Genomic DNA, 23,064 nt, shown 5'->3' on the forward strand with positions numbered 1-23,064 from the left:
GAACAAAGAGGACATCGATCCGTATTCTACTGGGTAGGTGTTATCACAGCGAGCCACGAAGGTGACGCTCATAACGTTCTTATCCCATTAGCAAGGAGAGTAGGCGAAGTGAGACAATCGAGGACGGAGCGCATGCGTCATGAGAAGCAGCAGCGTCAGCGTAGGCGAGGCAAGTTATTTGCTTTTAATCTGGGCTTGGCTACAGCTATCATTATCGTAGCGTTGTATGGTTGGTATTCAGGTCAGCTTGTTATTCCTGATAGCTATTCAGCCGCGCCTTTATTCCAGCATGATCAGTCCAGCAAGCAGGGGGCTGCGGTCTCTTCAAGAATTGAGCAGTTTGAATACCCAGAGGAATCTTTACATAAAGCAGAAGACGATAATCCAGAGGAAACTGTTGCTCGGCAGCAGAAGTTATTTGAGTCTACTGGGGACAAAGGGAACGGGATGACCACGAGCGAAGCTGATGAATTAAAGGAGTCTATTCAATCCATTTCATCAACAGATTTGGCTGAGTCTACAAGATCAATACAAGTGAAGCCTCCGTTGACCTCATCAGATGGTGATCAGAGTGGCAAGCCTAAGCCTGCTAGTGATGTTGTTCGATTTACTTTTGTCGGTGATCTGATCAATGCAGGTAAAGTAGCAGATGTAGTAGCAAAATCGGGGTATCATTATCCTTATTCCTATGTGAAGTCAATCTTCCAGCTAGACGATATGACGATTGCGAACGTGGAAACACCAATTACGAAGCGAGGAGTTCCTGCACAGCATAAAGAGTTTGTATACAAGTCATCTCCTAAGATGGCCAGCGCCATGAAAGAAGCGGGAATTGACGTAGTTAATCTCGCCAACAATCATGTCATGGACCAGGGGGAAGAAGGTTTATTGGACACGTTTTCTGCATTACAAGGGGCGGACATCCGTTACGTTGGCGCAGGTAAGAACGGAACAGAGGCTTATCAACCAGTCATCGTCAAGCGTAATGGGATATCGGTTGCTGTGCTGGGATTTAGTCGTGTCATTCCCGATGTGAGCTGGTATGCAGGCAAAAACAAACCGGGAGTTGCTGCGACGTATGACCCAACAAAAGCGCTGGCATCGATTCGCAAAGCGAAGCAGGACGCCGATCTTGTAGTCGTTATTGCCCATTGGGGCAAGGAGAAAGTGGACTATCCGGTGAAACACCAGCGAGACCTTGCCCATGCATATATTGATGCTGGCGCTGATTTGATCATCGGCGGGCACCCGCACGTCCTGCAAGGGTTTGAGCCCTATAAAGGAAAGTGGATCGCTTACAGTATGGGTAATTTTATTTTTACACGTGCTTCACAGCCGAAGACGTGGGAGACGATGGTGCTTGAAGCCGAATGCAGCAAAGAAGGTACATGCAAGCTTCAAATGCATCCCTATTATACAGAGCTTGGTCGAGCAGTGCCGCTCTTAGGAAACAAGGGCCAAGCACTGATCTCGCGCCTAGAAAGCATCTCATTTCATACTAGAGTGGATCGTTATGGGTATGTAACGAAGCGTTGATCAATAGTTTACATTAGAGGGGCGATTGAAATGAACACGGGGAATAAGGCAGGGCTGTCCAGTAAAGATACGAGTAATAGAAGCGTTGGAGGAGCAGCTAGTAGAGGGGATGAGTTGGCGTTGCCAACGACGGCTCCGATCGTCCGTCCAATCCGCAATGTGTATTGCATCGGGCGAAACTATAAGCTGCATGCGGCTGAGCTAGGCAATGCTGTTCCTTCTGAGCCGATGGTCTTTATGAAGCCATCCCATGCCTTGACATGGCTGGATGGGCAGCATACATTATCACTTCCCTTACATAAAGGAGCAGTACATCATGAGCTTGAGCTTGTACTGCGCATCGGGCGGCAGGTAGAATCGGGAATGACGGCAGACGAGGTAGTTGATGGCCTGGCATTAGGGATTGATTTTACACTGCGAGACGTGCAGGACGAGCTAAAGAAGCAAGGTCATCCTTGGCTTGCGGCGAAGGGGTTTCTTCATTCCGCACCGCTCACGCCATTTATGGCGTATCCGGGAACGGAAGCAACGATTCATACGCCGTTTCAGCTCAAGTTAAATGGAAATACGGTGCAGCAAGGCGCTGCAAGTGACATGATTTTTAATTTTGATGAACTGATTCAATATGTTGCTATCCATTATGGATTAGGTGAGGGCGATCTTATCTTTACTGGTACACCCGCGGGAGTTGGCGCTGTACAAGAGGGAGACACGTTAGAACTGCTCTGGAATGGCGCGTGTGCAGGAAAGGGTGTTATTCAGACTACGGAAGTGAAGTGATTGTTATATGGATTGGTTAATAGGACTGGCAGGAAGTATAATCGTTGCCGGCTTGGCATATAGAAAAAAATCGTTGACGCAATCGGGCGCACTAGCGGCGATTGTCATGGGGACGGTTTACTATGGGAGCGGGAGCTTGATCTGGTTTGGGCTGCTGCTCACTTTTTTTATAACGTCTACGATATGGTCCAAATGGAACAAACGGAAAAAAATTCGCTTCGATCATATTTATGAGAAGACAGGGGAGCGGGATGCGTATCAGGTCATGGCAAATGGTGGCCTCGGCATGCTGCTATGTGTCTGTAATGCAATCGTACCACACCCTGGATGGCTGCTTTCCTTTGCAGGTGTTATGGCTACCGTTAATGCAGATACATGGGCCACAGAGATTGGCAGCCTTAGTCGGTCCATGCCACGCTCTTTGCTGACAGGCAAACGTGTGCCTGCCGGAACTTCAGGAGCTATATCCACAATTGGAACTATAGCTACCTTGCTAGGTGCAGCCACAATTGGTGCGGCTGCTGTCATATGTCTGTACATCGCTGCTGATCCAGCATTTTCAATCCCGTATCAATGGGGGCTGCTGCTCGTGATAGGTATATCGGGCGCTATTGGTGGTGTTGTTGGCGCGTTTACCGATTCATATCTCGGGGCAACGATACAAGCGGCTTATCATTGTGAGAAGTGTGCAGCAAATACGGAGCGAACAGCTCACTGCGGGCAACCGACAGCGTTAGTGAAAGGGTTTCGCTGGATGACTAACGATATCGTAAATGGGGTTAGTTCGGTCGTCGGAGGTGTGGCAGCTTGGGTGCTAGGGATATTATGGTTATAAGTCTTATAAATCGACAATAACGGCTTCCCATGTTATATTCGAAGGAGCAGCAACTAGAGCATTAAGCCTGATAGGCATTTGCCGAAGGAGGTGAGCCGGTGAGTTACGGTCAAGGAGATAAACTGCATTTGATACTGGATGCGGCTTATGAACTCTTCGGTTCCGATGGCTTCTACGAAACAAAGATGTCCGATATTGCCGATAAGGCGGGCATTGCCAAAGGAACGCTATATTTGTATTTTAATAGCAAGGAACAGTTGTTTACGGCGATGTCACAGCGTGATTTTGATCATTTTCTAGGTGATTTGGAATTTGGTTTAAACCAATTCTCCACGCTAGAAGAGCAATTGAGATTTATTGCAGGACATCATCTGAGATATTATTATGAACGAAAGCGATATACGAAGTTATTTTTTAAAGCACCTAACAATGACCCGGATATGATGGAAGTGATCCGGAGCTTTATGCAGCGTTATATGAAGCTGATGGCAAATGCATTTGCACAGTTTGGGATGACAGAGCCCATGCTGCATGCGAAGTCTTATGCTGGTATGCTAGATATGATTAAGATGGATATTATATTTAGTCCGGAATTTGTTGAGCAGGACATGGACAAGCGTATCCAATTTGCAGCCCAGCTGTTTCTGAACGGATGCATGTCTGACCACAGGTGATGATGAGCGTAATCGTGTAAAGGGAGGACCTATGGTTCTCCCTTTTTATAAGATTTGGGATAAGTATATGGAACAATAGGGATAGTTAGGAAATGGAGGCACACATCAGCATGCATGTGATGACGATTGAGCAGCTTAGTAAAAGTTACGGTGAGAAAACGTTATTTAAAGACGTTTCGTTTGGTATAGAGAAGGGTGATCGTTTTGGTATTATCGGAGTTAATGGGACAGGCAAGTCCACATTTTTGAAGACGATAGCGGGATTGGAACCAATCGAGTCTGGCAAGATGATGAGAGGCAGCAGCGTAACGGTAGAATACGTCGCGCAAGAGCCGGAGTTTGATCCTACGTCCACGGTGTTGGATACGGTGATGAGCGGAAGTTCTCCTGAGATGACGGCAGTTCGACAATACACGGAGGTACTGGACGCGCTTAGCCTTCATCCGGAGGATGCCACGCTACAGAATCGATTGGTCAAAGCAAGTGATGACGTCGATCGTTTGCAGGCATGGCAGTTGGAAAGTGAGGCTAAAACCATTTTGTCTAAGCTGGGAATCCAGCGATATCAAGCCAAGATGGGGGAGTTGTCTGGTGGACAACGCAAACGGGTAGCGTTAGCTGCCGGTCTTATTCATCAAGCGGATGTTCTGCTACTGGATGAGCCTACAAACCACGTTGATAATGAAACGGTAGCTTGGTTGGAGTCGATGCTGCAAAAGCGAACTGGCGCCTTGATTATGATTACGCATGATCGGTATTTCCTTGATCGGGTTGCTAATAAGATGATTGAGCTGGACCAGGGGAACGCATTTTTTTATGAAGCGAACTATACACGGTTTTTGGAGCTAAAAGCAGACCGCGAAGCGCGCGAGGCATCTGCCGAGGATACACGTCAGAACATTTTACGTCGGGAGCTGGCTTGGATTAGACGTGGTGCGAAGGCGCGTACTACGAAGCAAAAGGCACGTATTGAACGTTTTGAAGAGCTGAGCTCACAGGGGCCTGCGCAGCGTGACTCTGGTATTGAAGTTTCAACTGCAAGTGCTCGTCTCGGCAAAAAAATTATGGAAATCGATGCACTTCGAGCCGACGTTGATGGCCGTGTGCTGTTTCAAGATTTCTCTTATATTGCGGTAGCAGGCGACCGCATTGGTATTATTGGGCTAAACGGCAGCGGGAAGTCCACGCTGCTGCAAATGATTGCTGGACGTCGTGAGCCTGAAGCTGGCTCCGTTGTATTAGGTCCAACAGTGCGTCTTGGCTATTTCACGCAAGAGCATGAGGAAATGAATGAGTCGATGCGTGTCATTGAATATATACGTGAAGCTGCGGAGACGGTGAGTACCGCAGAAGGCGAGACGATTAGTGCTGCGCAAATGTTGGAGCGGTTTATGTTCAGTCCTACGATGCAGTGGACAGTGATAGGTAAGTTGTCCGGCGGGGAGAAGCGCCGCTTGCAATTGCTTCGTATGCTTATGACTGCACCTAACGTGCTGTTGCTGGATGAGCCGACCAACGACTTGGATGTGCAGACGCTTGCTGTACTGGAACAGTACTTAGATGACTTCCCCGGCATCGTTATCGCGGTATCACATGATCGGTATTTTTTGGATCGTGTAGCGGAGCGGATCTGGTCATTCGAACAGCGGAATGTCCATCAGCATGTCGGAAATTATTCCGAATATATGGAGTGGAGAACTGCGAATGGAATGCCTTCCTTGAGCGAGGGCGCCTTAAATGTAACGCCTGCGGCTAGGAAATCGGCGGACATACAAGTCGAAACATCAGAGACAGAAGGTGCAACGGGCCGACAAGAGCGCAAGCCGAAGTTAAAAATGTCTTACAAGGATGAACGCGAGTATGAACAGATTGAAGGCTGGGTCACTGATACGGAAGCGTTGCTGGAGCGGATTACCCGTGACATGGAAGCGGCTTATAGTGATTCGTCTCGTCTGCAAGAGCTTATGAAAGAGCAGCGGGAAGCAGAGTCCAAGCTGGAGCAATTGATGGATCGTTGGACGGAATTGAGCGAGCTGGCAGAGCAAATTGAGGCTTCTAAACGTTCGTAAGACAGTTATAGTTATCTACTGACCGCTTTGTAGGGTAGATGTTGCCTTGTAAAGCAGACAACAATAAAACAGTTTTACGCGGCGATCGCTTCTTGGTATTCTATTAGGGAAGCGGTCGCTTTGTAGTTTAGTAGATAAATGAGGCTAAGGGAGGAGGTAGGTTTAATATTTATCGCTATTCGTTCTAGTGCAAGGAGGAGTAATTACGAATCAACGTTTTTTGAAATAAATAGAATAATACAAAGTTTCATGGTAAAATGTAGGTGGTTGATTTATACATAATCAAATAAGCGAGGTGTACCCGTTGACTGATATCTCCACTTCCACGTTAACGTCGGGGCTGGGGGAACTGATACGAAGTAAACGAATAGATAAGCAGATGACACTACCCCAAGCTTCCGAGCTATCAGGCATCCCCGAAGAAATGTTGTCCCGAATCGAATCAGGTGAGTCAACAGCCCCTGAGTTCCGCAGCATGTTAGCTCTTGCTACTACTTTAAATATTCCGATTGAAGAGATGACAGAAACATATATCGAACTAGAGCGCAGCTCGGAGTCACTGTTTACCGTGCTGAAGGAAGCGATTCCGAGATTGCTGCCAATACCACTCATTATGAAGATTGCTACTCAACTCCTCACGATCAGTCAGCGCGAAACCTCTGAAGACTCTGTTGAACGATTATACGCGCTTGCAACGGAGACACAAGAGATTCCTCGAAAGCTTGCCTTGTTTAAAGTAATTAGCCAGTTCACCGACGATCACAGCATTCGGCCAACTTTAGCGAAATCATTACTTCAATCCTATCTGATTGAACGTGGTGATTTACGAAGATTAGGCGATTCATACGAATATGGACGAAGCATTCAATATCACGTAAAATTTCTTCCAGTAGATGACCAAATTGTGTATTACTACAAAATTGGAGTACACGCCTATCACTTAGGCAAGTATGAAGATTGCATCCAGCACTGCAAAAAAGTTCTCACCCTTGATTACTCGGAAGGGACAACTAAAGCAGAGGCTCTGTTATTGTCTGCATCAAGTTATTTCTTATTGGGTCTTTTTGATAGCGCCGAGAAATATGTCCGCCTACTGAAGGCATTTAATTTTCCTTGGCTGAACGATCAAGTGGATTTTTTGCAGGCCAAAATAGATAGCAAAAAAATTAGTAACGAGTTAGCCATTGTACAAATTGAGAAATTTTTGGATAAACATCCGCATAAAGTTGTTGTTATGTATGATTTATTAGACCTCTACCTTAAACAAAATGATGTGAATGCTATCGAAAGATTAATTAAACACGAGAAGGACTTTATCGACTTCACTTCCACCAATCATCCCTTATTGATTTCCGAACATGCTGTGTATTTCTCAAAAAAAAGCGAGTATTATTTTACTATTAATAACGCGAAAGAAGGCTTCCATAATTTGTTTAAGAGTATTATAATGTTTATATCTGTGGATAGGCACCGTGAGGCATCGAGTAATATTGGCATGCTGTTAAGCGTGATGAGTAGATTCCCTAGTGCACTTCACAGTTTTGAGAAAGAATTTCATCAGGTGATTGAGTACTTGCAGAACAATAATAACAAGGGAGGCGCTTTCATATGAAAAAAGGAAGAAAACTCGCCCAGGCAGTTTTGTTGACCGTTTCTTTCGTTACTTTAATCACTCCGTTAGCTGCAAATGGCGTAATCGTATCCTGGTAATTAAACGTTATAGTTTTTGAACCAACGTTACAGGCACCTGCATGGGTGTCTGTTTTTATTTTGCTCGGATCACAATTAGTTAGCCGTAGCTATTTGTTCTGCTAGCAGCTGATTTGAACTTCCAACCATTTAATGTTAATATATAGGAGGTTTAATCGTGTGGGTATAAACGAGAGGTGTTCAAATGGTTGATGTTATTACACTTTTCCATGCCGACGTTAGGAGAACTAATACGTCGCACTCGACAACAAAACAAATGACATTAGCGCAAGTATCTAGGTTATCTGCTATTCCTAAAGGAACTTTATCCAAAATTGAAAATGGAGTTACAAAGCTCCTAATTTCCAATTCGTTTTATCTGTTGATTTGGTACTAGACATACCCATTGAAGATTTAATTATGGGTTACATTGAAGTCGTGCGAAGTACGGAATTAGTCCTCGTAGCTATGCAAGAAGCCATTTCCCGAAACCTATCCTCACAGTTGATTTACAACATCGCAGCTAAGTACCTGGAAGTGAGTCGAGAACTAACAGAAGACTCATTAGAACGTATATATACATTTACCTCTAATTTACATGAAAGCTCATATCAACTTACTTTATATAAGTTTATTAGCGAGTATGCCGATCATTATAGTGTTAGATCTATCCTTGCAGTGTCGCTGCTTCAGATTTATCTTATCGAAAGAAACCAATTCAACAAACTAGTAGAAGTATATGAAACAGGTAAACATATTTTACACCACGTCAGATTCCTTCAACTTCAGGACCAAATTACATACTACTATAAACTTGGGGCACATGCGTATCACATCCGGAAATTTGAAGACTGCATCACTTACTGCCAACGGTTGGTAGCCATTGATTACATTTCCTTTAGTTATTATCTTATGGGGCAATATGATATGGCTGAGAAATACGTTAATATACTGAAAGAGTTTAACTATCCGTTTATTTATGAGAAGGATTTTGTAGAATGTCAGGCGAGTGCTAACCCAACTCTAACGGGTGAGTACGCGGAATACTATGCTACAAAAAGTGAGTATTATTTAAAGATTCTAGCGTATGATCAAGCTTTTCAAGCTTGGATAAAAAGTATGACGATGTATACAGCGGTGGATAGACCCTCCAATGTTTTTATGCTGCTCCAAATTTTCAAAAAATGCTTTGGAAAATACGTATAGGGTATTTTATTGATCCATAGACTATAAATTTGAGACAGTAAATTTTCCAGTAACCCATTTAATACTATTGAATATGGGCCATTTATTAAGCATGATATGGGAATGCCCATTACATAGGAGGATCATTATGCCTATAGGACAGTTTGAATCAATGTTAATCATTATTGCTTTTCTTACTCTATATGCTTTAATAGTCGTTTTAGCGATTCACTTCATTTTCAGAAAAAATAAGTTGATAAGGAATTATATATTTTTAGGGCTTGTAGCACTGGGCGTTCTGGTGTCTTCCTATAACACTTTTCAAAATGGGTCCAATTGGACTCAAGCTATTTTTATGACAATAGCTCTTATCGGACTTGCACGTCAGCAATGGATATATCGTAAAAAGGTGCACAATCAGCCTTAAGCAAGAGGTGAAACCAAAAAGAGGCCCAGCATTTATATCGATTGCTTGGCCTCTTTTTGGTAATTTCTTAGGAGAGTAGATTAAAGTATATTATGCTTCCACTATAGTAAAAATAAGTGCTTGTTAATGACAATGAGCAATACGAATAATGGTTCTTCCCATCATTTGGCTTTGCAGCATTCGACTAGCCAATGCAGGCAATTCTTGCAGTGTCACCTCATGGACAAAACCTTCTACTTGAGAGATGGAACTCCACTCCCACGCCGTTCGCGCCCACACATGAACACGATGATCCTGCGCTGTATACACGGAATCGATTCCATATAAAGTGATGCCGCGTAAAATAAAAGGATACACCGTCGTCGGCAGCGTTCCGCCTGACGTCAGCCCACTAGCGGCTACCGCGCCTCCATATTTGACAGAGGCGAGTGCAGCTGCCAAAATATCACCGCCGCATACGTCAACTGCGCCAGCCCACTTCTGCTTATCGAGCGAGCGTGGTCGTTCCGGCAGCCAAGCTTCGCGGCTGACCACTTCCGCTGCACCTAGCGCACGCAGCATGGGCTCTGCCTGCTTCTTGCCGGAAGCGGCCGTCACACGGAAGCCGAGCTTCGCCAGCATAGCAATGGCCAAGCTGCCTACGCCACCGCTGGCGCCGGTGACCAGAATTTGCCCGTCTTCGGGTTTAATGCCGTGCTGCTCCAATCGTTTGACGGAGAGGGTAGCCGTTAGACCAGCTGTCCCAAACACCATTGCATCACGCAGGCTGAGGCCAGTAGGCAGCGGCACGAGCCAGTCGCCAGGCACGCGTACATATTGGCTGTATCCGCCAAAGTGAGATACACCCATCTCATAGCCTGTCACAATAACAGCTTGACCAGGCTGATAACGTTCGTCTTTAGAAGCGACAACGATGCCAGAAGCATCAATACCTGGGATAAACGGATAATTTTTCACGATGTTTCCATCTGGTGAACAGGCAAGGGCATCCTTGTAGTTAAGGCTAGAATAAGCAACCTGAATCGTAACATCACCGTCAGGCAAATCAGAAAATGCGATCTCTTTGACCGCTGGTGTTATACGGCCCTGCTCGTCTTTGTCCACAACGAGGGCATAAAAGGATGAGGGCAATTCGGTTAGTTCTGATGAAGTACTCATAACGGTCTCCTTTACAATATCATTCACTATAACTATAAAAGGATATATTTATAAAATGATAAGTTTAATTTTATTCCGTAATATAAGCCGCCAGCAAAATGGCAGTATTTATGATGGCTTGCTCATGTGTACGCTCCATCGCATGAGAAGCATGCACACCAGGACCAATAAGGGCAGCTCGAATATCGTTGCCCCCGCGAAGTGCTGCGGAAGCATCTGAGCCATAATGTGGATATACGTCAACCGCGTAAGGAATACTCTCGCGCTCGGCCAATGCAATAAGACGATTCGTCATAAAATAATCATACGGTCCACTTGAATCTTTTGGACAGATGGATACGTCGGTTTCTTTGCAATTTAAGTCATCGCCGATACAGCCCATGTCCACGGCTATCATCTCAGTGATGTCCTGCGGAATAAAAGAAGCACCGTGTCCGATCTCTTCGTAGTTCGTAATGATGATCACAATGTCATGTACAGGCTGCCAGTTATACTCACGCATGCTGTGCAGCAACCCGAACAACGCGGACACACTTGCCTTGTCGTCCAAGTGGCGTGATTTGATGTAACCGCTTGGAAGATGCTGCGGACGCGCATCAAAGGACACGTAATCACCAGTGCGTATGCCAAGCTGCTCGACATCTGCCTTGCTGTTTACGACTTCATCGATTCGGACGATCATAACAGATTCTTCTCGTTTTAGATCTCGTGCGCCAGAAAAGACGTGTACGGAAGGTTGATTGGTCATAATCGTGCCGGTATATGATTTTCCAGAACTCGTATGTATTGTACAATACTCATTTTCCATTGCGTTCGCCATAAATCCGCCAAGTGAGGTAAGACGAAGTGTACCGTTTGTATGTACAGAGCGGACCATCGCCCCAAGTGTATCGACATGAGCGGACAAGGCGATGACACGGTTAGAGTTCGGATTGGAGCCTTTAACACGAATGTAACCGCAGCCTTTGGCGTTACGCTCCATCTTGTAGCCCAAATGTGCGGCTTCAACACTTAAACGGTTCATCAGCGTATGGGTGTAACCGGTTGGGCTTGCTGTTTCCAAGCATTCCAGCAGCAAAGCCATGACATAACTTTTATCTATATTTATACCTAGTGGTATATTTGTCAGGTCAGGATAAGGATTGTCAAAGATCAAAGTCATTGTTGTTCTGCTCCTTTATTATGAGAATAAAATTTCGTATCGGAAACGAGCAAACTACTTGGCAAGAGCGGTGTTAACTATCATTATTTTAAATCTTATTTCAAATTTGTCTCGTCTGGTAGTGGCTCAAGCTGTTCAGCAACGACAGGCTGATCCAAGTCATAACCAGTTGCTTCTAAAACTTGTGCGAGCTGTTTTTCCAAACGAGCTACTTTACGCTGTGTTCGGTATTGAACATAGAGGCTGTAGGAGCCGACGATAATTGCACCAAGCAGTGTGCACCCCAGTATAAGCAAAATTAAAGGGACATCAAATGTGCCAAACAAAACGTTGACTTGAACCGGATTAACATTAATTACAGCAAAAATGGCCGTAATTAAAGCAAAAAAGAGTGTCGCAAGCAGCATCCATTGCATCCTAATGGGTGTCTTTTTTTTGGATACAGGTGGTTTTGAATTTTTGTTCATAAATGCCACTCCTTCTTGATGTATGTAGCCTTGCCTACATTTCATTTGGAATATCCATTCTTTATACATGTAAGCTAGTATGGAAGAAGGGGCTCATGGTATCCATGACCCCCTTGTGGCTTCATTATTGCGCTTCGGCCATCTTTTCCATTTCTGTAATGAGTGATTCAAGTACGCTCATACCTTCTTCAATTGGGGCAGGAGTTGACATATCCACGCCAGCCTTCTTCAATATATTAATGGAGAAGTCGCTGCCGCCGCTCTTTAAGAAGCCAAGATAACGATCGACTGCCGGTTGACCTTCATCGAGAATTTGTTTGGCAAAGCTTTGTGCGGCGGAGAAGCCTGTAGCGTATTTATAAACATAGAAGCTGGAATAGAAGTGTGGAATACGCGCCCACTCCATTTCGATGTCTTGATCGACTACCATTGCATCGCCGTAGTATTTTTTGTTCAGATCATAGTAAATTTCGCTTAACAGCTGTGGTGTCAGCGCCTCGCCATTTTCAGCCCGCTCGTGAATAAGCATCTCGAATTCTGCAAACATCGTTTGACGGAATACCGTCGTGCGGAACTGGTCGATGTAGTAGGCGAGCAAGTACATTTTCTCTTTTGCATTGGTTGATTTCTTCAGCATGTGATCCATAAGGAGCGCTTCATTTAGTGTGGAAGCTACCTCAGCAAGGAAGATCGTATACTGAGCATCACGGTATGGCAAATTGCTGTCTGAATAATGGGAGTGAAGCGCGTGACCCATCTCATGTGTCAGTGTAAACATGCTGTTCAGGTTGTCTTTATGGTTCAACAGCACGTATGGATGGGTGCCATAAGCTCCCCAGCTATAGGCGCCTGAACGTTTGCCTTCATTCTCATACACATCGATCCAACTATTATCAAAGCCGTCTTGAAGCGCATTCAAATAATCTTCGCCTAACGGCTTCAAGCTTTCTTTCACTGTAGCTTTGGCATCTTTAAACGAAATGTTCATATCAAATTGTTCAACAACTGGCGCAAATAGATCGTACATATGAAGTTCATCCACTTTAAGCAGCTTCTGACGGAGCTTCATATAACGATGCATCAGCGGTAGGTGCTTATGGATCGTGTTGATCAGATTTGTGTAAACATCCTTCGGAATGTTGTCACCGTACAAGGACATTTCCAGTGCAGAAGGGTATTTGCGTACACGCGCGTAGAACAAATTTTTGGTGACGTTGGCACTTAGGGTAGCAGCAATTGTATTACGCTGCTTGCGGTAAGTGGCATAGACAGCTTCAAATGCCGCCTTGCGTATTTCAGGGTTGCGATTTTCCAGGAATTGAACGTAACTACCATGCGTTAATTCAACTTCTTCGCCCTTTTCGTTTTTGATTTTAGGGAATTTCATGTCCGCATTGTTAAGCATGCTGAAGATGGATTCCGGTGCTTTGGATAAATTGCCTACCTGAGCAAGCAGTGCTTCTTCTTGCTTTGTAAGGACGTGCGCTTTCTGGCGTTTCATCTCCTGTAAGGTGAAGCGATAAGCTTTCAGCTCTTCATTTGCAATGAACTCATCCAGCTTTTCGTCCGACAACGCGAGTACTTCAGGTGTAATAAACGACATCGCTTCGCCTACATTAATGCTTAATTTGGTTGATTTCTCGGCCAAGGCTTGGTGCGTTGGTTCTGCCGTATCTTCGTGGTGACGCATATTAGCGTATACATATAAACGTTCGGTATGTAGGGAAATATCATCCTCAAGTTCAAAGCAGGCTTTAAGAGCACTTGCTTCACCTAGTTTACCTTGAAATTGCTTCATCTTTTCCGTAAGCTGTTGAACAAGTGTATATTCTTTATCCCATTCTGCTTGAGAGCCGAATAGATCCTCCAACTTCCAGCGATCTTCTGGCAATACTTCCGATCGTTTTGTAACTTGATGCATATGTATCCTCCTCGAATCGTTATATGTTGTGTGTGCTCTTAGTACAGCCGGCGTCTCCGAAACTGGTGTTGCAAGAACGATCAAGTTGGTTGGAGACGGTACGATTGCGATAAGGAGACAACACATGATCCATCTGAATGTAGTGCGGCGAGCCATAGAGCACCTCCTGTCGTACGCTGCCAATTAACTCAGACTTTTCAGTAGTATAGCCTGAACGGTCAGATGTTATCGATCAACGAGGACGATTACAGAAAATACAGCTACCACACTCCAACTAGATGGGTAAGTCGTTAACAGGTGATTAGCTTCCTGCTGTAGCGAAAGAGTAAACGATCAGAAAAAAAGCAAACGCGATAAATGCGATCGCGCCGAGCGCCATAGAGCGCCGTAAGCGTGCAGGTACGGAATCTTTCTTCCATATAAGCACAGCGCCTAGTGAAAAGGCTAAAATAATAAATATAAGCGTAGATGTCGAATCCATAACAACCCAGCCTTTACACTTCTTTAAAAGCGGACATCAATTGCTCCCACTCTTCTTCATTGCCCACATAGTCAGACTTGGGAAAGCGTCTGTTTACCCATGCCATCATCTCAGCGCGTGCAATAAAGTTGTGGCATTCCTCGCCCCATTGGTCTGATATTTCACGGAGAACAATTTGGCGACCTTGTACTTCAACCGTCAGCATGTTCCAGTTGTCTTTCTTATAAATTACATGTTTCTTAGCCATTCCTTAAACCTCATTTCTGTGTTGCTGCAATCAGCCTGCATATAATGTAGAGCATGAACGAACTGCCCATTAAAGTTCATCATAACGCAGGGCATAATTGAAATCAAATGAAATAGCGGTAGTTGCTCTAGGGCTGAAATTTGCAATCGCTTAATCGCTCCAGTATAATGTGAATATTCGCCTACTAAAGGTGATGAAGTAAGAGGAGGTTTTGACCTTGAAAGGTACTGTTAAATGGTTTAACGCAGAGAAAGGCTATGGATTTATCCAAGCAGAAAATGGCGACGAGTTGTTCGTTCATTTCTCCGCAATCGCAACTGACGGCTTTAAGTCTTTGGATGAAGGCCAAGCGGTTGAGTTTGATGTGACAGAAGGAAATCGTGGACCACAGGCGGCTAATGTCATTAAATTATAATGATATCACCCGCTGAGGGACATCATTCATAAATAGTGTACAATAGCATCGTAGAAGCAGTTCTGTACCGTAATCCGGTCAGAACTGCTTTTTCGTATGTATAACGACTCCGATCACTCGTACCCGTACTGCTGCAGCAGACGATAAAGCACGTCTGTTCCGAATTCAATCGCTTTTGCGGGGACACGTTCATTCGCAGCATGAATAAGGGATGTGAACTGTAACTCCGCTGGTAAAGGCATAGGCAAATAGCCGTAGGTTTGAATGCCGAGTTGTGCAAAAAAACGTCCATCTGTACCTCCAGGAAGCAGCATCGGAACAGGGTGTGCATCAGAATCAGCATCTTTTAACAGACGAGCTAGCAGTGGAAATAGTCCCATATCCGGCAGCGCTGCGCCAGAATCGTACTTCATAACTTCTAATTCAATATCCTGTCCGATAATGTGGTGTAGCTCGCTTATTAACTGTTCAGGCTTATAGCCTGGAAGCAGCCGGCCATCCAAGTGGACCACGATTTTACTTGGCATCACATTAATCTTCTCACCGCCTTGAACAATCGTAGCGTTAACTGTGTTGTGGAGCAGCGGATCGAATAGACGGCCCTTGTCACCAAGCGCTCGCAAAACCTGGTTGGTTAGTCGTGGACGCAGCAGCTGACGCAGCACAGTGCCTGCTGGCCAAGACAGCGCATCCGCCATCGCATGAATCATATGTGCAGCAGCCGGAGTGACGTGTACAGGCCACTTTGCACGGTGCAGCCGCAGCAGCATGTCAGCGAGTCTAGCCATACTATTTGTTCCGCCATTGGCATTGAGGGAGCCGTGTCCGCCATCTCCCCGTATCGTTGCACGCAGCCAACAGACTTGCTTCTCTGCAATCATGATCGGATACAGCTTGCGATTGCCGACATGTAACGAGAAGCCTCCAAATTCACCGATTGCATACTTCACCCCTTCAAAAAGGTGGGAGTGCTGCTCTACCAAATATTTAGCGCCATATTCCCCGCCTGCTTCTTCATCACTTACAATGAGTAATAACACATCACCTGCTAATCGAGTTCCTTCCACAAATGCTCGCATAAAGGCGGCAATCAGCATAGCTAATCCGCCTTTCATGTCGAGCGCACCTCTACCCCAGACGAAATCATCGATCAATTGTCCTTCGAACGGGTCATGGGACCAAGTCTGATTGTCCACGCCAACAACGTCAACATGTCCATACAAGAGCAGTGGAGGGGCGCTTCTGCTGCCTTCTATACGGGCAAGCAAATTAGGCCGCTCATCGTCAGACGCAATGATGTGGCAAGGGATTCCAATGTTTTCGAGAATCGTTCGGATATAGTCGATACAGGCTGCTTCATGGCCAGGTGGGTTGGACGTATTAAATGAAATTAATCGCTGAAGTAATTGTACGGGATCACGATGGATTTGATGGTCTTCTAATAAGGAGACGTCAGAATGAGCTGGGAGTTCTAGTTTCATAAGGATTCCCTCCGTTATCTAGGTAAAGATGAAACGGATGTCAATGAGTGCAGGCTTCCAAAGAAGTAAACAAGGACATAACAGCCAAGGATATCTCCTCGGCTGCACAGAGTAGAGTGGCTATTGCACGATCGTAAGAATATCTTCGACAGGCTTCCGTGCAAGCTTGGCAGGTGTATCAGAAGGGAAGCCAAGCGAAAGCACCATATTGAGGGTACGACTTTCGTCAATCTGAAGCAGTTCTTTAATTCGCTGCTCTGCAAGCAGTACAGGTCCTGTCATGGGGCACGTCGCCATGCCACGTGCATAAGCAGCCAGCATAAGATTTTGGATCGCTAGGCAGCTGCTTTTGATACCTTCTTCTTCCCAAACAGAGTTAGGTACCAGTTCGATAGGGTCAAAGATCTTCTCCCGAAACTTGGAAGTATACGGGGTTGCAAGGCAAATGATTAAAGCCGGCGCACCGGAAAAGGCGGTTGCATAGGGGCCAAACGATTTGACTAGCATGCGCGCCTCTCTCGTCAAGCCTTTGGCTTCAGCAGTTTGTGCCCTCTCATGTAAGGCATCCCACGTTAACGATTCGATTTGCTTAATCAGTTCCGTGTTCAAAATAGCGATAAATTCCCACGTCTGTGAATTCGTATCACTTGGTGCGTAGCGGGCACAGTCGATCAGCTCTCGCACATCTTCTGCGGTCACGGGCTGCTCTGTATAATGACGTACGCTTCGTCGTCCATGAATAATATCTTTAAACGCATTGTAGTGCATAAACTTAATCGCCCTCTCACGGTGAAATGACGTCACAATTGAAATAAAATTAAGACCAAGTACTAAGACCTACTAATATTATAGCTGAGCGGTACAAAATTGCAATTGGTTCTATTCGATAAGCGATGCTGTAAATATTAATGTTAAGTTAAGGAACAGCAGTTAAGGTCTGCTTCGCAAGCCTTGATTGCATCGTGCGGAATACCAAGTGAGCAGTATAAATCCGACACATGCGCATGCAGCAAAACAGGCAGCTACAAAATAGACGATGTCTTTCCCGTAAGATTGAAGCAAAGGACCACCAATCGTTCCGCTGAGCAGTCCTGCCAAGCTGGACCATACGATTGTATAAATGGCCATACCTGTTGCTCGATATTCCTCCGGAATGACTCGGTTTAAATATCGCACAGCTACAAAGTAAAAAATGGCAAATGTAAGACTGTGCAGCAATTGAGTGCTCATCAACCACAATGGATTTTGGATGAGTCCAGCCAGCAGCAGACGAATGACATATAGAACGGCTGATAACGCTAACAATGGCAGTTCTTTAAATCGTTCACCGTAAGCGTTAAGCAGGAAGAACATCGGAATTTCGCTGATCGCTGATATCATCCAGGCATATCCGACCAATGACTCGCTTCCGCCTAACATTACAATGGACAAGCCGAGAAAGGCTTCATTTAATCGATGGGCAACTGCTAGCAGCAGGGCACATAACAGGAACAGCATGACCTCGCGCTGCTTTAATATATTCCATAACCCGCCGAACTCCATCTTTTTGACTGAGGTACGCTTGTCAGCAATCGTAAAGGCTAATGCAAGCGAGAGCAGGCTCAGCCCGAACACCACATATATCGTATAGGATGCGCCTAGCTTTCCGATCAGAAAACCGAATACAAGTGCAGATATGGCAAAGCCGATTGATCCGAATACTCGAATTCCAATAAAGCTGCGTCCTTGCATTTGTGTAGTTACGATGGACAAGCTATCCGTCAACGGATAGATCGGATAAAAGAAAAAGTTAAACGCGCACAACAATACGATTACGGCACCATAAGAGGAAGCTAGTCCAAGCAGCAGTGTCATAGCGGTTTGTGCAGCTAACAAAAGGATAAGAACTTTTTTAATAGTTTGCATGCGGTCGCTTGTGACGCCCCACATAAAGTTTGATACAATACTAATAAGTGGACCTAAGGAATACAAGAAGCCTATCTGGGTGCTGGTGAACCCAAGTGACTTAAAGTACAAGGGCATGTACGAGATAATGACCGCAGATGTCATAAAGATGGCAAATGAATAGGCACGCAAAGCGGTTGTCTCTCGACGATGCAGACTGGCCATGATGCATAACTCCTTCCAACCTCGCTCACACTTGTAAATACGAAATACGGTGATGCAGGTCAAAAAATAGGGTATGAGATTTGTCGTATTTCATATATAAATTATGGTTAAGTATAACATGGTTCTAAGCAGATGGAATAGCCGGATGAATGCGGCTGGACGGTGTGGGAACTAGTGACATGAATATGGAATACAGGCGGGAAGCTGTTGGATCTTGCTATGTTAAAGGGGATAAAAAGTATGGATCATGAACATTTTGTATGGAATGAACGCTTAGGTATTCATACGCCTTTGTTGAATTATCCTTGGGACACACTGGATATCGAAACGCAGAGTCTTATTCTGTCTCATTGGGAAGGGATTCGCGGTCGAATTCCAGAGCGTATCAAACAATTGGAACGTATTATTGTTGCAAAGCAAGAAGCGTTATACAATGAGGATGACTTTACACAGTCATGCCAGTTGAATAGCGAAATTGCAGAGCATGCCAGCATGATCGTTGATTTGCATTTGTGGTATCGGACACAGCAGGACTTAGATGTCAAAATGCACCATTGAATTGAACGTTTGTGCAATCTGTCACTTCGTAATATAATAGTTTTTGGCTAAAATGAGAACATCAATATAACCACGAATAGCGTGTAGAACGGAGGCTGTCATTGGACCGTCAGAGGCAGTATCGAAAAGGTGCGCCACAAGAGCCTATTCGATTAATGTACCGCGTATATAAATACATATTGCCAGAAGTTCGGTCTGAGCTTGCCAGATGGACACAGCACGCCCATTCGATTCCCGATGATGAATTGAAGAGACAAGCATTGGCAAGCATCGCGACCAAGCAATTTCATTGCGAAGGTGGCGCTGTATATGCTGCTCCTTATATGGATCAGCGGCAAGTATTGATTCCGCTTATAGTAGCATTTCAGACGATCAGTGATTATTTGGACAATTTGTGTGATCGCAGCACGTCTCTTGATCCAGAAGATTTTAGACTGCTGCATCAATCAATGCTGGATGCTGTACAGCCTGAAGTGGAATTGACCAACTACTACGCGCTGCGTGAGGAACAAGATGACGGCGGTTATTTACACGCGCTCGTTAAGCAGTGCCGTGCTTCTATTTCTCAATTGCCAGGTTATATATCGGTACGTCAAGAACTTGTTCCGCTTGTTCGTATGTACACGGAATTGCAAATATATAAGCATATTCATCGTAATGAGCGGGAGGCCGCCCTGCTGAACTGGTGGGAACCTTATGCTACTCGTTATGCCGAGCTTGAATGGAATGAGTTTGCGGCTGCTACAGGATCGACACTAGGCATGTTCCAGCTGTTTGCGGTAGCAGTAAACGAACATACGGATGAAGCACAAGCTCAATTGATTCGCAGCGCTTATTTTCCTTATGTTAACGGTCTACATATCTTGCTTGATTATTTAATTGATCAAGAAGAAGATCGTATCGGGGGAGATTTGAACTTTTGTAATTATTACGAAAATGATGACGCTGTTATTCGTCGCATTGAGTATTTTGCGAACACTGCAATTAAGCGTGTGGAGCAACTTGAAAATCCACGTTTTCATCGGATGATTATAGAAGGGCTGCTTGCTCTTTATTTGTCCGATCCAAAAGTGCGTGAACAGAGTGAAGTGCTTAACGTTTCCAAGCGGTTAATGAAGGGCAGTCCTTTAATGAGGATTTTCTTCTGGGTGAACAGCCGCTGGATTCGCAAACATATGTATTAGACTAGAGGATACGAGGGAGGAAACATCATGTCTGCTGTTAAAAAAATTGCCGTTCTTACGAGCGGAGGAGACTCGCAAGGAATGAATGCCGCTGTTCGCGCTGTTGTGCGTACCGCTTTGTACCACGGTATCGAGGTATATGGGGTTCAGCGAGGCTACCAAGGTTTGCTTAACAACGATATTAGACAAATGGACATTCGCAGCGTAGGAGATATTATTCAGCGCGGAGGTACTATTTTACAGTCAGCACGTTGTCAAGAGTTCCGCACAGCGGAAGGTCAGGAGAAAGGCGCGGAAATTCTTCGCTCTCACGGTATTGACGGACTTATCGTTATCGGTGGTGATGGCTCCTACCAAGGTGCTAACAAATTAAGCAAGCTTGGCATCAAAACAATGGGTCTTCCAGGTACAATTGATAATGATATTTCGTTTACAGACTTTACGATCGGATTTGATACGGCTGTTAGTGTCGTTGTAGATGCGGTTAACAAGCTTCGTGATACGATGAGTTCTCATGAGCGCTCTTCTGTAGTTGAGGTTATGGGTCGTCACTGTGGCGACATCGCCTTGTATGCAGGTCTTGCCAGTGGTGCAGAGTCTATTCTCGTACCAGAAGTACCGTTCAGCATTGACGAGGTATCTCAACGTATGAAGCACAACTTCGATTGCGGCAAACGCCATAGTATCGTACTTGTTGCTGAGGGCGTCGGCAAAGGTGAAGATATTTGCAACGGCATCATCGAACGTGTACCTTCAATTGAACCACGTGTTACTGTGCTAGGTCATATTCAACGTGGCGGCGCGCCGACTCCGGCTGACCGCATTTTGGCAAGCCGTCTGGGCGACTTTGCTGTAAGAAGCCTGATGGAAGGCATCTCCGGCAAAGGCTGCGGTATCATTAACGGTCAATTGGTTGCAACCGACATCGATCTGGTAGTAAATACGAAGAAAGAATTTAATATGGAACTATATGAATTAGCAACACGTTTGTCCCAGTAATAGCTTGTGTGTGCGTTTGGAGCAGATGAGCAAGCTTGCGTTGTCGTGCCATAGGCAATAGAACGTTAGTGAGCTTGGTCTTTAGTCATCTTTAGTCCGCTCATGCATGATGGTATGCAAGAATGTAATAGCCTTTGTCCATTAATTTGGGCAAAGGCTATTTTTTGTGGTGCTAGATGAGGATATCGCTTCGCTCGATCATGCCTTTATAAATCAAGTGGTGTAGTCCACACGACAGCCATCAGCTTCATGACAGCGAACAGTATATCCAAAGATTCCACAAAGCCCTTCATGAAGTATTCATTCGTAAGAAGAGGCAGATAAGCGCTGCTTCGATCAAGGTTGTTGAGGCGGCAGCCAAGAGCATTGTTTGTGGATAAACGGGGTGGCGTAGGTATTACTGACAAATTAGGGCATCCGGTGAGATGAGGGCTGCTTTTGCCGCCGATAGGTGATGGCGCAAGTGTAGTATTGTTTGCCTTGTTATAAGCTTAGCATGGAGTGAGTGTTAGGTTTATGAAAATGGTGTATAAAAAAAGAGCTATGCCACCATCGATAACCTCTAATGGTGACAAAGCCCTTAGCAAATTCAGGGAAGCTCTAAGTATGTTTTGGTCGGCGGAAATTGCCCATAATTCCGACCGTTTCCACAATGTTAACAAAGGCTTTAGGATCAGCTTCTTTAATTACTCGCTTCAAATCCTGTAATTCATACCGCGTAGTTACAGTCATCAGCATGTCCCGTTCGATTTCGGAAAATGCGCCCCGTGTCTTAATGACAGTAATGCCATGCGGCAGGGACAACATTCTGTCCAATAGTAAATCTTTGTTGCCTGTAATGATATATACCGTGACCTTGTAGTGGTTAATATAAATGGTGTCCATCACTTTGCCAGTTGTGAAAATCGAAACCATAGAGTACAGCGCCAATTCCCAGCTTTGCGTCAGCATGCCATGAGTGAGGATGACCAGTGCATTCAGAGATACTGATACGTTGCTAATGGGGAAATCATGAAATTTGGTAACGATAGCACCTATGATGTCAAAACCACCGGAGGAGCCTCCTACCCGGAGTGACAAACCGCTTCCGATGCCAACAAAGGTTCCACCAAACACAGCAGCAAGCAGCGGCTCTTTGGAGATGGATACAACAGGTATGATGGAGATGAACAAAGTAGTTGATACTACACTCAGCATGCTATATGTAACAAACCGTCGTCCAAGGATGAACCATCCCCATATGATTAACGGTACATTAAATGCGAAATAAAGGATGCTGATATTCCATTTTGTAAAATAACTTGTAATCATGGATACACCGGATACGCCCCCGCTCAGAAAGTGGTGCGGAACGAGAAACAGGTTAAAAGCAGAAGCAATAAGTGCGCCTCCAATTACGATTACAAAGCATTCGAGCAGTCTTTTCAAACCATTTCACCCCAAAATGTAGGAATAATATGTTCCTTACTGGTATTCCTCGTTATGATTGTGTTATAATGTGTTGGATATTCTTGAGTATGCTTTTTTTTCTGAAATGTACACATGAACGAACTAGCGAGGGAAACGATTCCGTATTCCATCTCGCATTGTATATGATGAGACGGCCGGCCCGATGTGCCATTCGTCACCAATTGATCACGCTACTTAAGAATACAGATATGGCTGTGGATTGTCCACAATGAAGGAG

At 45.0% G+C, this 23,064-nt stretch carries 22 protein-coding genes; 12 read left to right on the forward strand and 10 right to left on the reverse strand.

The features are described from left to right. The first annotated feature begins 108 nt into the window (after positions 1-108). The 8 genes from H509_RS25805 (at position 109) to H509_RS0118075 (ending at position 9,195) form a co-directional block, all read left to right on the forward strand. Complete coding sequence (locus H509_RS25805; protein ID WP_051287315.1) at positions 109-1,536, forward strand: CapA family protein; 1,428 nt, start codon at positions 109-111, stop codon at positions 1,534-1,536. Between the two features lie 138 nt (positions 1,537-1,674). Then, on the forward strand, positions 1,675-2,316 hold the full coding sequence (locus tag H509_RS25810) for a fumarylacetoacetate hydrolase family protein (protein WP_036698051.1): 642 nt from the start codon (positions 1,675-1,677) through the stop codon (positions 2,314-2,316). Between the two features lie 7 nt (positions 2,317-2,323). Then, positions 2,324-3,151, forward strand: a complete 828-nt coding sequence (locus H509_RS25815; RefSeq protein WP_036697726.1) for a DUF92 domain-containing protein — start codon at positions 2,324-2,326, stop codon at positions 3,149-3,151. Positions 3,152-3,249: 98 nt separating this feature from the next. Beyond that, entirely contained in the window at positions 3,250-3,825 is a 576-nt protein-coding gene (locus tag H509_RS0118050) for a TetR/AcrR family transcriptional regulator (RefSeq protein WP_028546321.1), read from the forward strand. 110 nt (positions 3,826-3,935) lie between these two features. After that, positions 3,936-5,894: an ABC-F family ATP-binding cassette domain-containing protein gene (locus H509_RS0118055; protein ID WP_028546322.1), complete on the forward strand. Its 1,959-nt coding sequence runs from the start codon at positions 3,936-3,938 to the stop codon at positions 5,892-5,894. 304 nt (positions 5,895-6,198) lie between these two features. Continuing rightward, positions 6,199-7,506, forward strand: coding sequence for a helix-turn-helix domain-containing protein (locus tag H509_RS0118060; protein WP_157277793.1), 1,308 nt, complete (start codon positions 6,199-6,201; stop codon positions 7,504-7,506). Positions 7,507-8,003: 497 nt separating this feature from the next. Then, on the forward strand, positions 8,004-8,789 hold the full coding sequence (locus H509_RS0118070) for a hypothetical protein (protein WP_028546324.1): 786 nt from the start codon (positions 8,004-8,006) through the stop codon (positions 8,787-8,789). Between the two features lie 127 nt (positions 8,790-8,916). Further along, positions 8,917-9,195 (forward strand): hypothetical protein, encoded by a 279-nt coding sequence (locus tag H509_RS0118075; protein ID WP_028546325.1) that lies wholly within the window; start codon positions 8,917-8,919, stop codon positions 9,193-9,195. Positions 9,196-9,318: 123 nt separating this feature from the next. On the opposite strand, the gene H509_RS0118080 is transcribed toward H509_RS0118075, so the two are convergent. The 6 genes from H509_RS0118080 to H509_RS0118105 form a co-directional block, all read right to left on the reverse strand. Continuing rightward, positions 9,319-10,353: an oxidoreductase gene (locus tag H509_RS0118080; RefSeq protein ID WP_211234348.1), complete on the reverse strand. Its 1,035-nt coding sequence runs from the start codon at positions 10,351-10,353 to the stop codon at positions 9,319-9,321. Between the two features lie 70 nt (positions 10,354-10,423). Beyond that, positions 10,424-11,515, reverse strand: a complete 1,092-nt coding sequence (locus tag H509_RS0118085) for a M42 family metallopeptidase (RefSeq protein ID WP_051287317.1) — start codon at positions 11,513-11,515, stop codon at positions 10,424-10,426. 95 nt (positions 11,516-11,610) lie between these two features. Next, on the reverse strand, positions 11,611-11,937 hold the full coding sequence (locus H509_RS0118090) for a LapA family protein (RefSeq protein ID WP_028546328.1): 327 nt from the start codon (positions 11,935-11,937) through the stop codon (positions 11,611-11,613). A 169-nt stretch (positions 11,938-12,106) separates the two neighbouring features. Then, on the reverse strand, positions 12,107-13,903 hold the full coding sequence (gene pepF, locus H509_RS0118095) for an oligoendopeptidase F (RefSeq protein WP_028546329.1): 1,797 nt from the start codon (positions 13,901-13,903) through the stop codon (positions 12,107-12,109). A 301-nt stretch (positions 13,904-14,204) separates the two neighbouring features. Beyond that, positions 14,205-14,384, reverse strand: a complete 180-nt coding sequence (locus H509_RS0118100; protein WP_028546330.1) for a hypothetical protein — start codon at positions 14,382-14,384, stop codon at positions 14,205-14,207. Positions 14,385-14,397: 13 nt separating this feature from the next. Beyond that, positions 14,398-14,631 carry a hypothetical protein gene (locus H509_RS0118105; RefSeq protein ID WP_028546331.1) on the reverse strand — a complete coding sequence of 78 codons (234 nt, stop codon included), beginning with the start codon at positions 14,629-14,631 and terminating at the stop codon, positions 14,398-14,400. Between the two features lie 217 nt (positions 14,632-14,848). Here H509_RS0118105 and H509_RS0118110 point away from each other — a divergent pair, with 217 nt between their 5' ends. Continuing rightward, positions 14,849-15,046: a cold shock domain-containing protein gene (locus H509_RS0118110; protein WP_028546332.1), complete on the forward strand. Its 198-nt coding sequence runs from the start codon at positions 14,849-14,851 to the stop codon at positions 15,044-15,046. Between the two features lie 113 nt (positions 15,047-15,159). Here H509_RS0118110 and H509_RS0118115 read toward each other — a convergent pair whose 3' ends face one another. The 3 genes from H509_RS0118115 to H509_RS25820 all read right to left on the reverse strand — a co-directional run bounded on the left by H509_RS0118115 (position 15,160) and on the right by H509_RS25820 (position 18,636). Beyond that, entirely contained in the window at positions 15,160-16,527 is a 1,368-nt protein-coding gene (locus H509_RS0118115) for a M20/M25/M40 family metallo-hydrolase (protein ID WP_028546333.1), read from the reverse strand. 120 nt (positions 16,528-16,647) lie between these two features. Continuing rightward, a complete protein-coding gene (locus tag H509_RS0118120; protein WP_028546334.1) occupies positions 16,648-17,295 on the reverse strand; it encodes a nitroreductase family protein in 648 nt (215 codons plus the stop codon). A gap of 162 nt (positions 17,296-17,457) precedes the next feature. After that, complete coding sequence (locus H509_RS25820; protein ID WP_051287319.1) at positions 17,458-18,636, reverse strand: MFS transporter; 1,179 nt, start codon at positions 18,634-18,636, stop codon at positions 17,458-17,460. Between the two features lie 240 nt (positions 18,637-18,876). Between H509_RS25820 and H509_RS0118130 the strand changes: the two genes are divergently transcribed. From H509_RS0118130 to pfkA, 3 genes are all read left to right on the forward strand, one after another. Continuing rightward, the gene (locus tag H509_RS0118130) at positions 18,877-19,194 is read left to right on the forward strand and encodes a hypothetical protein (RefSeq protein WP_028546335.1); all 318 of its coding nucleotides are present in this window, start codon (positions 18,877-18,879) and stop codon (positions 19,192-19,194) included. 101 nt (positions 19,195-19,295) lie between these two features. Then, positions 19,296-20,378, forward strand: a complete 1,083-nt coding sequence (locus H509_RS0118135) for a tetraprenyl-beta-curcumene synthase family protein (RefSeq protein ID WP_028546336.1) — start codon at positions 19,296-19,298, stop codon at positions 20,376-20,378. A gap of 27 nt (positions 20,379-20,405) precedes the next feature. Beyond that, positions 20,406-21,377 (forward strand): 6-phosphofructokinase, encoded by a 972-nt coding sequence (gene pfkA / locus H509_RS0118140; protein WP_028546337.1) that lies wholly within the window; start codon positions 20,406-20,408, stop codon positions 21,375-21,377. Between the two features lie 600 nt (positions 21,378-21,977). Here pfkA and H509_RS0118145 read toward each other — a convergent pair. After that, positions 21,978-22,805: a YitT family protein gene (locus tag H509_RS0118145; protein ID WP_028546338.1), complete on the reverse strand. Its 828-nt coding sequence runs from the start codon at positions 22,803-22,805 to the stop codon at positions 21,978-21,980. Positions 22,806-23,064 lie beyond the last annotated feature (259 nt).

Source organism: Paenibacillus taiwanensis DSM 18679, from assembly GCF_000425125.1.
Taxonomy (GTDB): domain Bacteria; phylum Bacillota; class Bacilli; order Paenibacillales; family Paenibacillaceae; genus Paenibacillus_B; species Paenibacillus_B taiwanensis.